Here is a 17,773-nt window from a genome sequence, read left to right as displayed (position 1 = left end):
AACCTACTGACGAACTGCGTCGAATGCCCAATCTGCGCGATGCCTGATGGCGGTGCTCAGATCCACGCCGTCGGCCCGTGCGAGGCTATGGCCAACAAGAGTAACTTCGTCCTCTGGCCGTGGCTGGTCGGCGTGTTGTTTCCGCCCCTCGGCATTCTCCTTGGGGCGATTTATCTTGCCCAGAAGTTGAGTCCGCCGCAAAACCCGGATGGCAGCAATGATGACACCACTGCTTCAGACGGCTCCCAAACGCTCAAAAAATAGCCGAATGGGCGAAACCGACAGCCCGGCCCGGCCGTCTTATTCACAGCAATCCGCCGTGGTTGCCGACTCTGGCAGGGGCGGCCACGGGTCGTGAGCTAGGTTTACATGGGACATTGCGCGCTCAGGGTTGTGATGTAATTCTCTTAAAATCGTTGGGGATCACCCAAATCGGCTCAGAATCGCACACGACTCACGTCAATTTTAAAGAACAATCTTTCACCTCTCCAAAGGCTCCTGTCATGGCGATTTCGAACCCGTTCAAAAGGTGGCTGGCCCGGGCGGCGATTGCCGTGGCTGTCGGCTTGGGACCGATGTTTCTGTCGGCAGGCTCAATGAGTTTGTCGGCACAAGAGAAGGACAAGGCCGCCGACATTCCGGTGAAGCGGGTGGTGATGTTCAGCAGCGGCGTGGCGTTCTTCGAGCACGCTGGCAAGGTCGATGGCAATGCCTCGGTCGACATGAAGTTCAATGTGAAGGACATCAACGACTTGCTGAAGAGCATGGTGCTGCAAGATCTGGGTGGCGGCCGCATCTCGACGGTCAGCTACGGCAGCCGCGAGCCGATCACGCGAACCCTTGGGACGTTTTCGATCGACCTGACGCGCAATCCCACGCTCGGCGATTTGCTGCAGCAGATCCGCGGCGAACAGATCGAGATCGACGCGCCGACCAAAGTTACCGGCACCATCCTCGGCGTCGAAACGCGCAAGGTCCCCGCTGGCGATCAGGTGGTCGATGAGAAGTTCGTCAACCTGCTGACTGCCGATGGTTTGCGCAGCGTGTCGCTCGGCAATGTCGGTCGCATCAAACTGAGCAACGCCAAGCTCGATGCCGAACTGCGGCAAGCGCTGATGGTGCTCGCAATGGGCAAGGACTCCGAAAAGAAAACCGTTTCGCTGTCGTTCCTCGGCGGCGGCAAACGCGACGTCAACATCGGCTACATCCAGGAAGCGCCGATCTGGAAGACCAGCTATCGGCTCGTGTTGTCGGACGACGAAAAGCCGTTCCTGCAAGGCTGGGCGATTGTCGAGAACACCACCGAAGCCGATTGGGACAACGTCACGCTCACGCTCGTCAGCGGCCGGCCCATTTCGTTTGTGATGGATCTGTATCAGCCCCTTTATGTCAATCGTCCGGAAGTGAAGCCCGAGTTGTACTCTTCGCTACGTCCACGCACGTACGAACAAGACTTGGCCTCGGCCGACGATGAGTTCCGCCGCGCTGGCGAAGTGCAGGAGAAGGCCAAGCAATTAGGCGATCAAATGCGCCGTGCTCCCGCGTTGGCGGCAGCCGTTCCGCAGGCTCCCGGAAAGCCCGGCGATGGTTATGCGTTCGGAGCCAATGCTGGTCAGGCGGCCAAGGGCGAATACCGGATGGATCTGCAGCGCGGCGGTCAGTCGGTCGCGCAGGCCGGCGACGTCGGCGAAATGTTCCGCTACCAAATCGCCACACCAGTGAAGCTGCAGCGCAGTCAAAGCGCGATGCTGCCGATCGTCAACGAATCGGTGGCCGGCGACAAAGTTTCGATCTACAACGAATCGCAGCACGCCAAGCATCCGCTGAATGGGCTGAAACTAAAGAACACGACCGATCTGCATTTGATGCAAGGTCCAATCACGGTCTTCGATGACAACGCCTACGCCGGCGACGCACAGATCCAAGCCCTGCAGCCCGGCACCGAACGACTCATCAGCTATGCAATGGATCTCGATACCGAAGTCGCGCCGTCGAACAAGCAAGATCCGCAATCGCTCACCACGGTGCGCATCAGCAAGGGAACGCTCTACACGAGTCACAAGAACGTGCGCACCAAATCGTTCCTGGTGAAGAACAGCGGCAAGAAGAGCAAGAAGGTGCTCATCGAACATCCGCTGCAACAGCCTTGGACGCTCGTCTCGCCGAAAGAAGCCGACGAAAAAACCCGCGATCAATATCGCTTCGCCGTGACGGCAGAACCGGGCAAACCGGCGACGCTCGATGTGAAAGAGGAATACACTTCGAACGAGCAAGTCGCGATCAACAATCTCGATTCAAACACGATTCAGTACTATCTGAACGCCACCGTGGTCGGCGAGGACGTGAAGAAGGCTCTCCGCGAAGTCATCACGCGCAAGGGTGTGATCGCGCAGGCCGTTGCCAAACGACAAGAGCTCGAACGGCAGGTCACGGTCATCGATCAAGAGCAGAAGCGGATTCGCGACAACATGGCTCAGCTGCCGAAGGACTCCGATCTCTTCCGCCGTTACGTGACGAAGTTCACGCAACAAGAAGACACCATCGAAGGGCTGCGAACGCAGATCACGGCTTCGCTGGCCGAAGAACAAAAGCTGCGGCAGAGCCTGGATACCTATTTGATCGGCTTGGAATTGAAGTAATCGATTCTCACTCAACGCTTCAGCGTGGCGAACAGCGCCACGCCCCAGGTCGCGCCTGCACAGAGCCAGGCAAAGAGATCGCCGACGGAGTGATACGGACTTCGTCGGCCGTCAGGAACGACGCTGGCAACGAGCGGTTTCGGCGAACGCTTCGGGCCGCGCTCGATCACCCGGCCGTTGCCGTCGATGTGGGCCGAGATGCCGGTGTTGGCTGCGATGATCACTGGCTTGCGGTTTTCGATTGCGCGAAACACGCTGCAGCGGAAATGGAGATCGAGAATCCCGCTTGCCTTGAACCAGCCGTCGTTGCTGATGTTCACAATGGCATCGATCGGCCGTTTGTTTTCCTGTTCCAAATGGCTCACTTGCTGCCGCAACAGATGCGGCACGGTGCTTTCGAAACAGATATTCGGCGCGAGCGCGTAATCACGCACTTCCATCAGCACGGGCTCATTGCCGACCGACATTCCTTCGCCAATCGGAGTGAGACTCGTCAAAGCAGGAAAGAGATCGGTCAGCGGCACGAATTCGCCGAACATGACCGGATGCATTTTGTAATAGCGATTGACTAAGCCCTTGCCCGGCGCGGCGAGCAGCGCGACGTTGTAGTTCTTCGGCTGTGGATTCTCGTCGCGCAGATCAAACTGCAACGTCGTCGTCCCAAAGAGGAACTGACTCTCCGGCAGGAAGCGTTGCACTTCACCGAGCGTAGTTTCAAACAGCCCCTGCCAACTCTTGATGAACTGTCGCTTCTCGGCATTGATGCTTGAGTCGGTCAGCTGGTTCGCCGACTTCGTTTGAAACTCGGCTACGGCGAACATCGATTCCGGCCACACAACCAGATCGATCTGCGGCGACTTGGCGAGGGTCTCGCGCGTGAGTGGATCGTACTGGCCGAAGGTTTCCTTCATGCGTTCCTGCGGATGCTGATCGAACCGCGTATCGAGCGAACCCTGAATCAGCGCGACTTGCAGCGGCTTGCGATTGTTCTCAGGAAGCTTTTCTGCCAGGCGATACCAGCCGTAGGAGAGCGTCAGCGCAACACAGACTACCGCGATCACAACGGCCACCGGTCCATGCTGTTTGTTTGTTTCGCCCAACCAGTTTGCGGGCAGGCGTTCCGCAATCACAGCGGTCACCAGCAGCATCACAAAGCTCACCAGATACGCGCTGCCGAGGTCAGCGATCTGCAGCAGGATCGGCAATGCTGTTTGCGTATGGGCGAGCATCCCGCAGGCAAAACCGGAGATCAGATTCGCCCGCAAGAACTCGAGGCCGGTCCACACGATCGGCGCCGCGAGAAACAACGGCCAGCGCAGGCGGTGCACGGCGACACGGGTGATGGCAATGAACAGCACCAGGTAAGTCGTCAGGTACGCCGCGAGTGCAATCCAACCGCCATAGAGCAGCGGATGCGCCAACCGAACGCCCTGCAGCATTAGTAACCAAAAGACAAACCCGCCGACGGCCACGTGCAAGTAAGGTCGCTTGCCTGCGAGTTGCTCGCGGCGAATCAGCAGCAACCACGGCAGCGGCGCAAGCCACGCCAACGGCCAAAGATCGAGCGGCGGAAAGGAAGCCCAGAGGAGGAGCGAGCCGGCCAGCATCAGCACCCAGGTTCGCTGCGGCCAGGGAACGGCTGGTTCGGGGCGCGCGGCGACCTTCGCCGGCGCGTCCTTGTTGCTGCGGCGAGAATCGGCTTTCACGAGTCGCGAATTGGCTGCCATCGCCCCTGTTCATAGCAGGAGACGACAGAAATTCCCATACCGCCATTGATGGCCGCATGTCGCGGGCGGCCCCTTACGGAAACTTGTCGCGCACGATTTGCTGGTCTTCGGCGGAGAGTTTTTCGATCCGGAAGGATAGGAGCTTGCCGTCGCTGCGGCGGCGGAGTTGGACCAGATCGAATTCGAAACTGAGCAGCTCGGCTTCGACGGTGGTGCCAGCGTCGCTGGTCCAAATGCGGAATTCAGCTTCGGGCAAATTGGGCCGTTTGGTAGCCGGCTGCGGTTGCGTCGGCACGGCGGCGGTTACCGAGGGAGTTGCTGACGGCGGCGGATCGTCGTTGGGCTTGGCGACGAAGAGCGAGTCGTCTTCGTCTTCCTCTTTTTTGCCAGTGTTCTTCGGCACTTCGGCGACTTGCAGCGCGGCTGGTCGACCGGTCTCCGGTTTGGCCGATGGTTCCATTTTCAAGCGGATCCGATCCACGGTGACCGTGGCGACATCACCGTTGATTGCTTTCACCTGAGCCAGTTTGCCACGCTTCGCTTGCACCAGCGCTTCCACCCACTTCTTATCGCCGGCTTGGACGAAGACGATGTCGCGAGGTTTCACTTGAGAGATATCCGTCGCTGGAAAACCCGGCGGCGGCTCTTCGACGGCTGGCTGCGATGGTGCGCTGGGTGAACTCCCAGGCATCGAAGGATTTACACGATTCGGTTGATTGAACACTGGCGGATTAAAAACCGGTGGCGCGGGCATGTTGAACACAGGACGACTGTTCGCCAGGTCGCGCAACCGCTGTTGATCGGCCGCCAGTTGGTTCTGCCGATCCTGTTCGCGTCTGATTCGATCTTGTTCGTACAGTTGACGGTCCGATTCCAGCTTAGCCAGGTAAGCCTCACGGTCGACTTTCTGCTGGGCGATTCGTTGTTCGTACTCGGCTTTCTGTCGCTCTCGTTCAGCCTTGAGTTCAGCGACGCGTGCCGGCGAATTGGCGATCAGAAATTCAAACGGGATGTGCGATTGCAGCGCCAACTGAATGTCGGGTGTCGGCAAGCCGTGGTTTTCACGAGCGGCGTCGATCAATTTTATGTAGTTCGTCGTGCGCAGGGCTAATCTGCCGCGCAGCTTACGAACCTGCTGTTCAGGAATGCCATTGGGATAAGACGAATGCAGGTTCGTGATCAGTCCCGCAAACTCATCTTGAATGGCTTGCCGCTCGACGACCACATCGTTCCAGGTGGTGTGCTTGCCGGGAATCGCGCGGCCACTCATGGGGAACCCCATGATGGCCCACAGTAGCACCAGGCCCACCGTGCTCAACAGCCCCGGAACGCCAATGACGAGACCAATCAGAAAGAACGTCAGCTTTCGGGTGTTGATGATTCTCCGCGGCGGCTCTTCGTAGTAGTTCATCGACGTCTCGCCAACCAAGAGAAGGACGGACCGCTGGTCCGCCTGTGAAACGGGATAACAAGAAAGAAAACTGGAAAGGGAACTCGCGACCGACCACTGGCCCATCTTGCGGAGTCAGCTGGCCCATTGTGCGGGGTTCGCTACTCCAGAGAGTATAACGTAGCGAACTCTGGACTCGCGATAGAAATTATTTGCCCGGCGTTAAATCCAGGACGCCCTTCGGCCGGTTTAAGTTCCGCGGAGCCGTTTTCACCCGCATTTTTGGCCGAATTCGCCACCGTGTTTCCCGGTCGGGAACTGATCACCAGCACGCAGGCCGGTTCGGGGAGTTGCTCGTCCAACTGCTCGGCCGCTGCCGCCCGAAAGTCCTCCGGCGAACCGCGAAGTTCGGCGAGCCCGGCTAGAACTTCTTCGAGAAAGACTGGCGACCGGCCGCCGATCCAGCTGGGCTGGGACGCACTCGCCACAAAGACCGCCAGGCGGGCCGTATCGCGCTGGGCCAGATCGGCGAGCGCTGTGGCGAGAAAACTGATGGCCGCTTCGCAGCGGGCTCGTTCGCCGGCGGTGGGCTGGGCTGGCAGAAAGGGATCGAGAATCAGCGCCACCGTGGAAGTCGATTCGCGCTCAAACTGCCTGACCATGGGCCTGCCGGCGCGAGCGGTGGTCCGCCAATGCATCCAACGCATGCTGTCGCCACTTTGCCAGGGACGAACCGCAAAGAAGTCGCCATCGCCGGACCGGTGGCGCAGCTGACGTTCTCCTTCACCTTGCAAGGCGGCAGTGATCCGATGCGTCCACTCAGCACTCAGTCGGCCGATGCGCGGCAAGATGAGAACCTCGCGCGGCTCGCGGATCGTGACGATGGCTTCGACCAGACCGAGCGGAAAACAGCTCCGTACGAAACTCGCTTGCAAGGCATAACGGCCACGACGGGGAATGAGCAACTCGTAGCTGGTCCTCGCTGTGGTGCCGGGTTCGATGGACGGTACGAATGTCGTCGCGCTAGTCAGCGACGATTTGCCGAACAAGCGGTTCAGGCCGCGATAAACAATCGGCCAAAAGCCCGCGCGTGAGGAAGGCGGATCCTCCTCGAGCAATTGCCAACGATCCTCAACCACCACCAGCCAAGCCGCGAACCAGCGTCGGCGGTTGGTGATTTCGAATTCCACCACGAGCGGCTGCGCGGCATGCACGCTGCGCAACGGCAGCCGATGGATCTGAATGCCGCGCAAACTCGCCAGCGCCAACCGCCAATTGATGAGCAGGGGCGCAAGCATCATGCCGCCGAGCACGACGAGAAGGTTGACATGACAGAGGGCCGCGCCGCCAACGATGAACGTAAGAACGGCGAGGTAATACCAGCCTTCGCGAGTGAGTCGGGCGCGGAGATGGCTGTTGCGTGTCATTAGCGTGGCACGGCGACTTGATCGGTCAGCCGCCGAATAATTCCTTCCGCCACATCACGCTGCGAAGTCCGCGCAAGGCCCTTGAGCAGCACGCGATGGGCGAGAACTCCCGGCGTGAGTCGTTTGATATCTTCCGGAATCACAAACGCCCGGCCTTCGATGAGCGCGAGCGATTGGGCCGCGCGATACAAGCTCAACGCACCGCGGGTGCTCACGCCGACGCGTAACTCGTCGCACTGGCGGGTGAGATGCACGATCTCCAGCAAGTAGTTTCCCAGCGAGTCGTCGAACCGCACCTGCCGAACGGCGTGTTGCAGCTGCAGGATCTGTTCGCCGGTCACGGCTGGCTGCAAATCTTGCACGGGCTCTTTCAAGCGATGGCTCGACAGCACCTGCCGTTCGTCGGCCGCGGCGGGATAGCCGACCGACAACCGCACGAGGAAGCGATCGAGTTGGCTCTCGGGCAGAGCATAGGTTCCCTCGTATTCATACGGATTCTGCGTGGCGATGACCAAAAACGGCGACGGCAGCTTGAGCGTTTGGCCGTCGACAGAAACCTGCCCTTCGCTCATGGCTTCGAGCAAGGCGCTTTGCGTCCGCGGCGGCGCCCGATTCACCTCATCGGCCAGCACGATGTTGGCAAAGATCGGCCCGCGATGAAAGACAAACCGCGATTCCTTGGCGTCATACACACTGCTGCCAAGAATGTCGCTAGGAAGCAAATCGGGCGTGAACTGCAATCGGCAGAAATGCCCCGACACGCTTTTCGCCAAGGCCTTCGCCACCAGCGTCTTCCCGACACCGGGAACATCCTCGAGCAGCACGTGTTCGCCGGAGAGAAGGGCGACCAGACACATCCGCACGACTTCGGGTTTGCCGAGAACGACCTGACAGATGTTGTTTTCGAGCCGCGAAACCAGGTCGTTGAGGACCGATTGTTGCTGCGATGGGCCAGCAGCAGGTCGAGAAGCAGAACCGGTCGCGACACTCATGGAGTTGGGATGCAGAAGAGGATGAAGAGGGGTCGCCTCTCATTCTGACTGAAGTCGCGGCAATCTGCCATCAGTAAGTAGGCCGGAACAAGCTGTACTCGGCGCAGTTCCGGCCCATGAACTACAAACGTTCGCGCGGCAGTTCTTCGTAGAGTTGGGCGTGCCAACGGCGGGCGTCGTCGAGCTTCATGTCGAGGGCTTCGATCAAGCCTTGGCCGGGGCGGAGTAGCTCCGTGGGGCAGCCTTCGGCAAGTTCATCGGCAATACCGTCGGCAGTGTAGTCGAACGGGTAGATGCGGCAGATGAGTGGCCGCGTTTCGAGCGGCAGCACGCAGCCCGCCGAGCCGAGGAAGGTGCAGTCGCCGTTGGCTTGCTTTTTGACGACGCGCCGCGTGCCGTCGGCGCGAAAGACGTTGTCGCGCCAGATTGGGTCGTCGTCCTGATCGGCGTAGGCCGGGTTACTCGGCCCGCGGAACTCGGTGAAGCCCGTCTGGCCGTTGTATTCCTCGATCCGCCGCAGGTCGCCCAGCGTCGTGTAAATATCCGCCGTCTGGCAACAGGTTTTCATGTGCCGGGAACAGCGGATGCAGAGAAATTCTTCAGACATAGGAAGCTAAACGTAGGGTGGGTCGAATGTACTCATGAGGCCCACCGCGTGCGACGTCGGTTTGGTGGGCCTCGCAGAGTACTGCTCGACCCACCCTACAATCCGTTCGTTACACCGGGTCCGGATACCGATAAACCTGGCCTTCGTAGTTCCGCAGCAGCAGGTCGTCGCCGTCGCGGCCTACGATGTAGTTGGGTTGCAGCGGAATCTTGCCGCCGCCGCCGGGAGCATCGATGACGTACTGCGGCACGGCGTAACCCGTGGTGTGTCCGCGCAGCCCTTCGATGATCTCCAGGCCCTTGCTCACCGTGGTGCGGAAGTGGGCGCTGCCACTGATCGGGTCGCACTGGTAGATGTAGTACGGCCTGACTCGCATCATCAGCAGGCGATGAAAGAGGTCCTTCATCACGTTGACGCTGTCGTTCACACCCTTCAGCAGCACCGTCTGAGCGCCGAGCGGCACGCCGCTGTCGGCCAGCCGAGCACAAGCCTGATAGGCTTCGGGCGTGCACTCTTCGCCGTGCAGGAAGTGGATGCTCATCCACAGGGGATGATGCTTCTTCAGCACGCGGCAAAGGCTAGGCGTGATCCGTTGCGGGAGCACGGCAGGCATCTTGGTGCCGATGCGGATGAACTCGAGATGCGGAATTTCCCGCAGCCGACCGAGCATCCAATCGAGCTTCTCATCCGACAGAGCGAGCGGATCGCCGCCGGAGATGAGGCAATCGCGGATGGTCGGCGTTTGGCGGATGTATTCAAAGGCTTGTTCGAGCCGTTTTTCGTTCGGCATGATTTCGCCGTGACCGACAACGCGCGAACGCGTGCAGTAACGGCAGTAGGTCGAGCAGAAATCGAGCGCGAGGAGCAACACGCGATCGGGATAGCGATGGACCAGACCCGGCACGGGGCTGTGGCCGTCTTCGCCGAGCGGATCGTCGGACTCGCCCGGCGTGCGGATGAATTCATCCTTCACGGGGACGACCGTCTTGCGCAATGGCTGCAGCGGGTCGGCCTGATCGAGCAGACTCATGTAATAGGGCGTGATGCCGACGGGGAGCAAGTTGCCACCCTTCGACAAGCCTTCGCGTTCGGCATCGGAGAGCTCCAGCATTTGCTCGAACTTGTCTGCCGTGCGAATGCGATGGCGGCTTTGCCAGCGCCAGTCGTTCCAATCTTTGTCGGGCACATCCGGAAAGAATCGCTTCCGGAAGGCGCGAGTCTTGGACGTGGTGCGCGCGCGACGGTTGAAAGCAACCGGTGGCGGCGACTCAGCAGGTTTCGCCTCGGCGGAAGGCGCGCCCGCAGCGATTTTGTACTGCGTGACCTGCGGTGGGGAGAGCGTAAGGGTGTAACTGGTGGATGTGTTTTGGTACGAAGTACCCGGAGGTTCTTCCAGGTCAACGGCCGTCAACGACTGCTCGCAATCGGAGCTGTTCATACCGAGGGTAATCCTCAGGAGCCAGTAGAGATACGCCCGGCACGGTCTCCTTGCCGTGGGACGCCGAATCGCACACGCGGCGATTCGCAGCCAAGAAATTCACCGGCCAGTCCTTTTTAGAACCGAAGGCTCGGTAAACGAGGGAATTCAAACCGGCAACGCCTCCGCACTCCGCGGCGCCGGATCCTGAATTACCCGAATTGGCTTGATAAGAAACCATGGGATAGTCCGGAGTTCATCACCGGACCGACCAAACGAACCCGTCAACTGTCAACGCTGGATATCCATGGCCAGCAATCCCTGACAGTGACACTTCGTCGTAGCGCGGAATTAAAGGGGGATGCTGGCGTGCTGTCAATGGTCATTCCGGCGAGATGGGCAAAGTTTTGAAAAAAAGTCATGATCTTCATCTTCGCGGGCTGTTGCGAGCGCACTTCGCACCGATCTGGCGCCGATTTCTATCGTCTTAACACAAGCGAATCTCTCACCACGATCAACAACCCGACGATCACCACCACGAGTGCCCAGTAGCCTTCACGGCCTCCGCTCGTCCATGCATACATGATGCCGGAATACGCCATCCAGATACACGCCGCGCTGAACAGCAGCGGCGGCAGCGGATATAGCGGCACACGATAACGCTCAGCCGACAAGCGCCGTTGCCAGCGCAGCGCCACGAGGGCCACGATCACCAGACAAATAAAGCCCCAATAAAAAGGGCCCGTGAACATCACCAATCTGTCGAAAGCAGCGGCATTCGCGCCGAAGATAGCGACAAGCACCACGGTCACCGCCGACTGCGCCAGGATCGAGCGCAGCGGCACCTGCAACCGTGGATGCCACGCACCAAGCCAACCAAAGAGCGGATGCTCGCTGCCGAGTTTGTAATAAACCCGCGCGCCGGTGAAGATCATGCCGTGAATGGCCCCCAGGCACGAAACGGCCACCAGCAGGCTGATGAACTTATCGCCGACTGCCCCCAGCGATCGCTGCAGCACGTCGCTGGCGACATTCTGCGAGCCATATAGCCCGGCCAAACCCAGCGCTCTGGCAAAGCCTAGATTAAGCAACAAATAAATTGCCAGCACCGAGCCGGTTCCCAGCAGCAGCGCCCGCGAAATGTTCCGCCGCGGCTGATCAACCTCGGCAGCCACATACGACATGTCGCTCCAGCCGCCATAAGCAAACATCACCATGATCATCGCGAACGACAAACTAGTCTCGCTCGGCGGGGCAACGTCATTCGTCCCTGCACCAGCAGTCAGCCAAAGCCAGGCCAGCAACGCGACGATCACCAATCCCAGCACCTTGGCTGCCGTCAGCAAGTTCTGCGTCCAGCGTTCCATCTGAATGCCGAGCAGATTGATCGCCGTCAGCACGCAAATAAAGATCAGCGACAGCGCCGTCTCCGGCCGCGACCCAAGCAGGCCCTTCACTTCAGCAGGGAGCAACTGCAAAGCAAAAATCGCCGCGACAAACGCGATCGCGCCGATATTTCCCGGCCGCACGATCCAAAATTCCGTCCAGGCAAACGCAAACGCCGTTCGCCGGCCGAAGGCTTCTTTCAGATAGACGTAACTCCCGCCGTCTTGCGGCAGCGCGGTGGCGAGCTCCGCATAACAGACCGCCCCCATCAGCGCGATCAGGCCGCCCACGATCCAAATCGCACTGATACCGGCGATCTGCACCCAGTAAGAATTGTCCTGCAGCAGCCAGCAAGCGAGATTCGCCGCCGAGGACGAAATCGTCGGCGACATTTTGAAAATCGTCGAGCCGATGATGATGCCAACGATGATCGAGGTGGTATCGAGCAGCGAGAGTCGACCTTTACTGTCGCCTTTCACTCCGTGAAAGGGCGCGTCTTTTTGAGCTTCCATCTCGCCACACTCTCCACGACCACAAGACGCGTGCTTTCACGGAGTGAAAGCCGACTTTAACTATCTCCCGACCCGAAACACACTCAAATCGATGCTCGTTTCTGCCCCGCACATCAGTTCCGCCATTACGGTCGCAGTTCCCGGGGACAAATACAACCCGCTCCGAAAATGCCCCGAGGCGACAAACGCGTTGCTCATTCCCGGAATCGGTCCTAAATAAGGAAACCCATCGAACGACGCCGGACGCAGTCCCGCCCAGGTCTTTTCGATCTCAGCCGAGTTCAACACAGGCAACAGCGATCTGGCAAACGCAATCAGCTCGGCGATGACGACTTCCGTCGTCCGCTTCTCGAACCCGGCTTCTTCTTCGGTCGACCCGACGAGCAGCCTGCCGTCCTCGCGCGGCACGAGATAGCGAGGGCCTTCGTTGATGACACACTTCGCCGCCGGTCGTTCACCGCGAAAGAGCACAATCTGTCCCCGCACCGGCACCACGCCCAGCGTCAAACCAAGCCGCTGCAACAACAGACCGGTCCAAGCGCCGCTCGTCACGCAAACCTGATCGGCTGAGATCTCGCCCGCCGCAGTCACGACGCCACGAACTCGATCGCCGGCTAACACAAAATCCTGAACTTCAACATTCGGCGACAGTTCGACTCCCGCTTGTTCGCAAACGCGAACGAGCGCCTGCAGGTAATGCGGATTTCGCAGCTGGCACTCATCGGGCAACAGCCAGGCGGCGCGGATTGGCATGCCACCGGGCGGTGCGAGGGAAATGCCTGTCTCAAGTTCGGAGAGCAGGCGATGGGGCGGTGGGGTGATAGGGGAAGGAATTGATTGCCCCTCAGCTCCCGGTCGCCCCAGCTCCCGACCACTCACACTCAGCCGTTCAACCTCGACGCGCTCCTCGCGCAACGTCTCCGCCCAAGCCGCCAGCGCTGCCGTCTCTCCTGCCGCTCGCGCCAAGTAGATGCCGCCGCAGCGACGATAGCCGGTCTCGATACCCGTTTCGGCACGTAGCTGTTCGGCCCATTCTCGATGCAGTTCAAAGCTCATCCCGCGCAGTTGATCGTAAGGATGGGCGAGCGCTTCGCGATTCGCCGGTGGAAGGATCCCCGCGCCGGCCCAACTGGCTTCACGCCCCAGTTCCTGGCGATCGAGGACGCGCACTTTCTTCCCGCGCCGCGCCAGCTGCCAGGCCAACGATAACCCAATCACGCCGCCGCCAACAATCAAACAGTCCATCATCTCCGCCGAGGTTCGCAGTAGGGGAACACCAGGGCGAAGTATACACGACGACTAACGCACTGTTTCCATCGGCTCACCGCGCCAGCGCATCCATCAGCAGCAGGGCTTCGCCTTTCGACGAAAAATAACCAACGTCGGGCGTGAAGTTTTCCGCCAGCGTCACCGGCGGCACGCCGGGCTTATCGACCTTTTCATACCGCCGCAGCCCCCAATACTTGCCGTCGATCAGCACCGTCAGATAACGCATCTCTTTCCCTTCGTAAGTCGCAGCCAACTTCTCGCGAGCTGCGCGAGTGAGATGCATGGTCACCTGATAGTTCTGGCTCGACAAGCCATTGCCCGACAGATCGAGATGCTGCAGCGTCGTCCGCTCCACTTCTTCGGCCGTCAGCACCAGCGCCGGCTTCTTGTGCGGATACATAATCGAGTCGGGATCGCAACTCGTCTGAAATCCTTCGTCCTCAGTCACGCCGGCGATCTTCTTCGCCTCCACCCAGCGGAGTTCGACTTTGGGTTTCTTGGCGTCTTGCGCAAATAAGGCGACAGACCCAGCGCAACAAATTGCAACCGCGCATACCAATCGCAAATGAAACTGCATGATCGTTACTCCTGCTGGAAGCGAGTTATGGAAGCACAACTCAACCTACAGCAGCAGCAACGCCAGAAGCAAACGGAGTCGATTGCCATGTGCTGGAATTCATAGCAACATTGATTGACTCAATGAATCAGGACTGGGTCGCGCTCAGGCTTGCGATTCCGCTTCTAACAAACTCGCGAGTTCTGCTGCCGACAGATATAGGCGATAGGGCCTGCCAGGAACTTCCTGGAAATCAAAACGCTGATAAAACGCTTTGGCTTGATCATTTACACAGTCGAGAACGACAGCAGTAAATGCAAATGTCTGTCCAGCAGTGTGGCAGTCGAGCAGAGCCTGAGACAACAAGATTCGTCCCAACCCCTGCCCTTGAACCTGGCTGGAGATCCCAAGCCACGCCAGCACCGCTACCGGCAACGCACGCCGTGGAAGTCCTTTCGCGATACTTGTGGGCAAATCGCCGAAATCGACTTGGCCAGTTGCGAGTGTGTAGAAACCCGCAATTGCATTCTGCGCAAGCAAGACCTTGGTGACGGAAAGACGTTTATCTTGATGTTGAAGTGCTTTGGTCTTCAGCCACACGTCGACATCGACCTGCCCACATGAGAATGCCTTTCGAGGCTGGTCGCGGTGCAGCGTGGACCAACGATAACAAGCAAGTAACTCAACCGACTTCACTTGCTCCCTCGCATCAAGCGCCCCAATTCCTGTTGTGCCGGGGTTCGTCGAGGAGTGGCTTGAAGCGCCTGCCAGAACTCCAACTGCTCTGTTGGAGAAAGTAAAATCGTCTGCTGCTCCTCGGCCTCGATTTCCCGCTCAGCCTGTGGAACAGTTACCAATCGCACATAGTCGCTCACGCTCACCTGGCGCAACTTGGCCGCTTTTGCCAGCGCCGATTTACTGCGTTCATCCAGTCGCACCATTAGTGGGCTGGTTTTTTTTGCCTTTGATTTCGCCTTTGATTTCGCCTTCGCCATGCTGAGCTCCTGATCCAATTGTATTGCAAATTGCAATACAAGCAAATGAACTCGAGGAAACTTGGGCGATGAGCGCTACTGCTTTTCTTCCCGTTCGCGCTCGCGCCGAATATACCCCGGCCGGTCAAACCGCCGGCCGCCATCGCGACCGGGCGAGGCCCAGGTGCCAGGCTGACGAGGGCCGCCAGGACCAAAGCCGGGGCGACTCGGGCCAGGACCGCGGCCATTGCCGCGCCAGCCGAAGCGGAGCAGGCTTTCCAGATTCCAGTCGTAACCGGTGACGGTCGGGTGCTCGCCGAAACGGCTGAACTTGCCGCCGTCATCTTTGGTATCGGGACCCGTGCTATACAGCACAAAGTGTTGCTGATCGGGTCGATAGATCAGCAGTTGCTGAGAATAAGGATCGGTCGGCAGCGAACGCAACCTCTGCGGCACGAGCTCGGCCAGCGACGGCGGATAGGCGCCCGTGTCCTGCCGATACGATCGCAGGGCCAGATCCGTCCCCAGCAATCGCCGCAGCGTGGTCTCGCGCAGCAACGGTTGTTTCAAGGCCTGCAGCGCGGTGATTTCGCTGTTCGGCACATGCAGCACGCGCTGCACCACCATTTCCAAGCGGTTTCGCCAACCCTGAGCGACGTCGGTCCAGTAGTGATCGCGCAGCAGCGTCAGCTCTGGATCTTCATCGCCCATGTCGAGCAACTGCAACACGTCGAGCACCGCGGGCAACAGATCGGCTGGCAGCCGATCGCGGAGCATACTCAAGTGCGTCAAGCCGTCGAGCTTGAGCGCGTGAGAGGCTTGCACGTGCATGCGAATGCCGCCCCGGGCCAAATAGTTACCGACGCGGAGAATACCCAGATCGAAGTCGACGGCCCGGCGAACATCGCCGTGACGCATCGAATAATCTGCTTCCTTCGACCACTTCCGCGCGAGCATGCGAATGAGCGACAGCTGCTTTTCTTGCACGGAAAGCGAATGTTCGTTGACCTGCAAACTTCCTTCGAGCGAGACACTCCCCGGCTGCTTCACGATCCGCAGGGCCTGCTGATAGTAACCCTCGATCGCCTGGTCAAACTGCTGCTGAGGATGAGTCCGCCGAACCTCTTCGAGGCTCATGTCTCCCAAACCCAGCTTCTCGATCTCCTGCAAAACAGCCACAAACTGCGGCAGGCTGTTGTTGCGAATCTTGGGAGTGACAACCGGCTGCGGCCCAACGAACATCGCCATATACAGCACGACGGCCGGCGCTGCCGTGATTGCCGCGAGTGAACCCACCAGCCGATATCGCTGCGCCAACTGCACGGGACGATCGGCCACGGACCAGCACCACCGCACCAGCCACAAACCAATCAGCAGGAGCGCGGTGAACACCAGGTAGAATTCTGCCAGCGGCGGCCAATTCAAATGTTGCGGCCCCGACACTCCGATCAAGTACGCGGCCCGCAAACCGTCGCCCAGCGTCGATTCCAGAATGATGCCGGTCGAAACGGCGACGAACAGCGCCACCACCCACACCAAACCAAAGCGCAGGCCGATCACGCCGAGGGCAAAGACGCACATCAAATACAACAGCAATCCGTCAAAGGCCAAGCCCGGCCAGAAGATGTTCAGGCCCCGCCAGGGCAATTGCACCAGCACGCCCAAGGCCACGCCGAAGACGGTGATGACGAGCATCGAATCGCGCAGGCTCCAGCGCCAACGCAGCCTGGTCGTTTGCAGCGGCTTGCCTTGGCGAACACTCAGTTGGCGTTCCCAGCTACCACGCAGCAGCGCGGCGGTTCCTGCCAGCGCCAACACGACGGGGCACAAGAGCACGAGGGGCTCGTAAGCCCGAATCGGCAGGAGCAACACCAGCGGCGCACAGAGCGCGCCGATTCGATAGAACCAATGCCAACGGCTGAGACCCGCCACCAGGGCGGCCCAGCAAATTCCGGCGGCAGCGACAGCCAGCGCAACAGCGTGCACATGGATGGCGGCCGATGTAGTCGATTCCCACATAGGATGGATTCCCTTCTTTCTGCGGCGCAGATGATTTGCCGGGAGCAGCAAAAATCTGTCGGTCAGCCGTTCCGGCGGCTGGCCTCGACGCGTGCCTCAAACTTGTTCCGATCAACTAACGACGCAATCGCCTGTTGTGTTTCGTCCCGTGCTCGCTCCTTTATTTCATAACTCTTTATTTATTAATCTGTTCCAAGCGCTCGATCGCCTCCCGCACTTCGGCGGGGATCGGCACGGGGCGTTGCGTCTGATAGTTAAACACCACAATCACCGAAGTGGACTCAGCCACCAGGGCATTTTGTGTTTTACTCACCAGGGCATGCTCCATCGTCAAGCTACTACGGCCTAGCTGGCTGATCCGCGATCCGATTCGCACCGTATCGGGGAAGTGCAACTGCCGTTTGTAGTTACATTCGATCTTGGCCAGGATCGGGCCGAGCGTAGTCGGCTTCATCCATGCTTCTAGACCGAGCCGCTGCAAGTAAGCCACGCGGGCTGACTCGCACCAGCGAAAATAAACCGTGTTATTTACATGCCCGAGCGCATCCTGGTCGCCCCATTGCACGGGCCATTCCAGAATGACTGGGTATTTCGTTAAAAGTTTGTCGCTCATCCGTGGTTCCTCCGGTCACACCGCTCTCGTGCACAAGGCTGATAGCATCGCCGTTGTTGGTTGGATTGCCAACTCACGAAGCTGTCATCTTTGCTAACGCAAAGGGGGAGTTCCTGCCGCTGGATAACGAGTATCCAACACGCACGCATCTGGAGAGTGCGGCTCGGAGAGGAAACCAGTGCCGGGTGGGTGGCCGACAATTACCGCGTCTTTTACGACACCTGCAATCGCCGAGGCTGCCTGGT

15 protein-coding genes are annotated in these 17,773 nt (G+C 59.4%); 2 read left to right on the top strand and 13 right to left on the bottom strand.

Features of this window, described 5'->3' with window-relative positions:
- Positions 1 to 39 precede the first annotated feature (39 nt).
- Together M9Q49_RS32095 and M9Q49_RS32090 are read left to right on the top strand one after the other, a co-directional pair.
- Positions 40 to 264, top strand: coding sequence for a hypothetical protein (locus tag M9Q49_RS32095; RefSeq protein WP_254513404.1), 225 nt, complete (start codon positions 40 to 42; stop codon positions 262 to 264).
- 239 nt (positions 265 to 503) lie between these two features.
- Entirely contained in the window at positions 504 to 2,639 is a 2,136-nt protein-coding gene (locus tag M9Q49_RS32090) for a DUF4139 domain-containing protein (RefSeq protein ID WP_254513403.1), read from the top strand.
- A gap of 11 nt (positions 2,640 to 2,650) precedes the next feature.
- Here the strand turns inward: M9Q49_RS32090 and lnt are convergent, their stop codons facing one another.
- The 13 genes from lnt to M9Q49_RS32025 form a co-directional block, all read right to left on the bottom strand.
- Positions 2,651 to 4,366 carry an apolipoprotein N-acyltransferase gene (lnt, locus tag M9Q49_RS32085; RefSeq protein WP_254513402.1) on the bottom strand — a complete coding sequence of 572 codons (1,716 nt, stop codon included), beginning with the start codon at positions 4,364 to 4,366 and terminating at the stop codon, positions 2,651 to 2,653.
- A gap of 73 nt (positions 4,367 to 4,439) precedes the next feature.
- Positions 4,440 to 5,777, bottom strand: coding sequence for a hypothetical protein (locus tag M9Q49_RS32080; RefSeq protein WP_254513401.1), 1,338 nt, complete (start codon positions 5,775 to 5,777; stop codon positions 4,440 to 4,442).
- Positions 5,778 to 5,917: 140 nt separating this feature from the next.
- Positions 5,918 to 7,183 (bottom strand): DUF58 domain-containing protein, encoded by a 1,266-nt coding sequence (locus M9Q49_RS32075; RefSeq protein ID WP_254513400.1) that lies wholly within the window; start codon positions 7,181 to 7,183, stop codon positions 5,918 to 5,920.
- Entirely contained in the window at positions 7,183 to 8,079 is an 897-nt protein-coding gene (locus M9Q49_RS32070) for an AAA family ATPase (protein WP_254513642.1), read from the bottom strand. Before M9Q49_RS32070 ends, M9Q49_RS32075 begins: the two co-directional genes overlap by 1 nt.
- Before the next feature lie 217 nt (positions 8,080 to 8,296).
- Positions 8,297 to 8,782, bottom strand: a complete 486-nt coding sequence (locus M9Q49_RS32065) for a YkgJ family cysteine cluster protein (RefSeq protein ID WP_254513399.1) — start codon at positions 8,780 to 8,782, stop codon at positions 8,297 to 8,299.
- Between the two features lie 109 nt (positions 8,783 to 8,891).
- On the bottom strand, positions 8,892 to 10,220 hold the full coding sequence (locus tag M9Q49_RS32060; protein ID WP_254513398.1) for a KamA family radical SAM protein: 1,329 nt from the start codon (positions 10,218 to 10,220) through the stop codon (positions 8,892 to 8,894).
- Between the two features lie 458 nt (positions 10,221 to 10,678).
- On the bottom strand, positions 10,679 to 12,097 hold the full coding sequence (locus M9Q49_RS32055; RefSeq protein ID WP_254513397.1) for an APC family permease: 1,419 nt from the start codon (positions 12,095 to 12,097) through the stop codon (positions 10,679 to 10,681).
- A gap of 60 nt (positions 12,098 to 12,157) precedes the next feature.
- A complete protein-coding gene (locus tag M9Q49_RS32050) occupies positions 12,158 to 13,342 on the bottom strand; it encodes an NAD(P)/FAD-dependent oxidoreductase (protein ID WP_254513396.1) in 1,185 nt (394 codons plus the stop codon).
- A gap of 76 nt (positions 13,343 to 13,418) precedes the next feature.
- Positions 13,419 to 13,943: a hypothetical protein gene (locus M9Q49_RS32045; RefSeq protein ID WP_254513395.1), complete on the bottom strand. Its 525-nt coding sequence runs from the start codon at positions 13,941 to 13,943 to the stop codon at positions 13,419 to 13,421.
- Positions 13,944 to 14,087: 144 nt separating this feature from the next.
- Positions 14,088 to 14,618, bottom strand: a complete 531-nt coding sequence (locus tag M9Q49_RS32040; protein ID WP_254513394.1) for a GNAT family N-acetyltransferase — start codon at positions 14,616 to 14,618, stop codon at positions 14,088 to 14,090.
- Positions 14,615 to 14,917 (bottom strand): type II toxin -antitoxin system TacA 1-like antitoxin, encoded by a 303-nt coding sequence (locus M9Q49_RS32035; RefSeq protein ID WP_254513393.1) that lies wholly within the window; start codon positions 14,915 to 14,917, stop codon positions 14,615 to 14,617. Before M9Q49_RS32035 ends, M9Q49_RS32040 begins: the two co-directional genes overlap by 4 nt.
- 75 nt (positions 14,918 to 14,992) lie before the next feature.
- Positions 14,993 to 16,915: a hypothetical protein gene (locus M9Q49_RS32030; protein WP_254513392.1), complete on the bottom strand. Its 1,923-nt coding sequence runs from the start codon at positions 16,913 to 16,915 to the stop codon at positions 14,993 to 14,995.
- Between the two features lie 175 nt (positions 16,916 to 17,090).
- Entirely contained in the window at positions 17,091 to 17,528 is a 438-nt protein-coding gene (locus M9Q49_RS32025) for an acyl-CoA thioesterase (protein WP_254513391.1), read from the bottom strand.
- Between the last annotated feature and the right edge of the window lie 245 nt (positions 17,529 to 17,773).

It is taken from the genome of Anatilimnocola floriformis (genome assembly GCF_024256385.1).
In the GTDB taxonomy this organism is placed as follows: Bacteria; Planctomycetota; Planctomycetia; order Pirellulales; family Pirellulaceae; genus Anatilimnocola; species Anatilimnocola floriformis.
This window is presented reverse-complemented; position numbering and strand designations above follow the sequence as displayed.

Coding starts and splice junctions, on each gene's coding strand:
- M9Q49_RS32095 (WP_254513404.1), top strand. CDS start 40: ATGCCTGATGGCGGTGCTCAGATCCACGCCGTCGGCCCGTGCGAGGCT.
- lnt (WP_254513402.1), bottom strand. CDS start 4,366: ATGGCAGCCAATTCGCGACTCGTGAAAGCCGATTCTCGCCGCAGCAAC.
- M9Q49_RS32075 (WP_254513400.1), bottom strand. CDS start 7,183: ATGACACGCAACAGCCATCTCCGCGCCCGACTCACTCGCGAAGGCTGG.
- M9Q49_RS32025 (WP_254513391.1), bottom strand. CDS start 17,528: ATGAGCGACAAACTTTTAACGAAATACCCAGTCATTCTGGAATGGCCC.
- M9Q49_RS32090 (WP_254513403.1), top strand. CDS start 504: ATGGCGATTTCGAACCCGTTCAAAAGGTGGCTGGCCCGGGCGGCGATT.
- M9Q49_RS32080 (WP_254513401.1), bottom strand. CDS start 5,777: ATGAACTACTACGAAGAGCCGCCGCGGAGAATCATCAACACCCGAAAG.
- M9Q49_RS32055 (WP_254513397.1), bottom strand. CDS start 12,097: ATGGAAGCTCAAAAAGACGCGCCCTTTCACGGAGTGAAAGGCGACAGT.
- M9Q49_RS32035 (WP_254513393.1), bottom strand. CDS start 14,917: ATGGCGAAGGCGAAATCAAAGGCGAAATCAAAGGCAAAAAAAACCAGC.
- M9Q49_RS32030 (WP_254513392.1), bottom strand. CDS start 16,915: ATGTGGGAATCGACTACATCGGCCGCCATCCATGTGCACGCTGTTGCG.
- M9Q49_RS32065 (WP_254513399.1), bottom strand. CDS start 8,782: ATGTCTGAAGAATTTCTCTGCATCCGCTGTTCCCGGCACATGAAAACC.
- M9Q49_RS32045 (WP_254513395.1), bottom strand. CDS start 13,943: ATGCAGTTTCATTTGCGATTGGTATGCGCGGTTGCAATTTGTTGCGCT.
- M9Q49_RS32050 (WP_254513396.1), bottom strand. CDS start 13,342: ATGGACTGTTTGATTGTTGGCGGCGGCGTGATTGGGTTATCGTTGGCC.
- M9Q49_RS32060 (WP_254513398.1), bottom strand. CDS start 10,220: ATGAACAGCTCCGATTGCGAGCAGTCGTTGACGGCCGTTGACCTGGAA.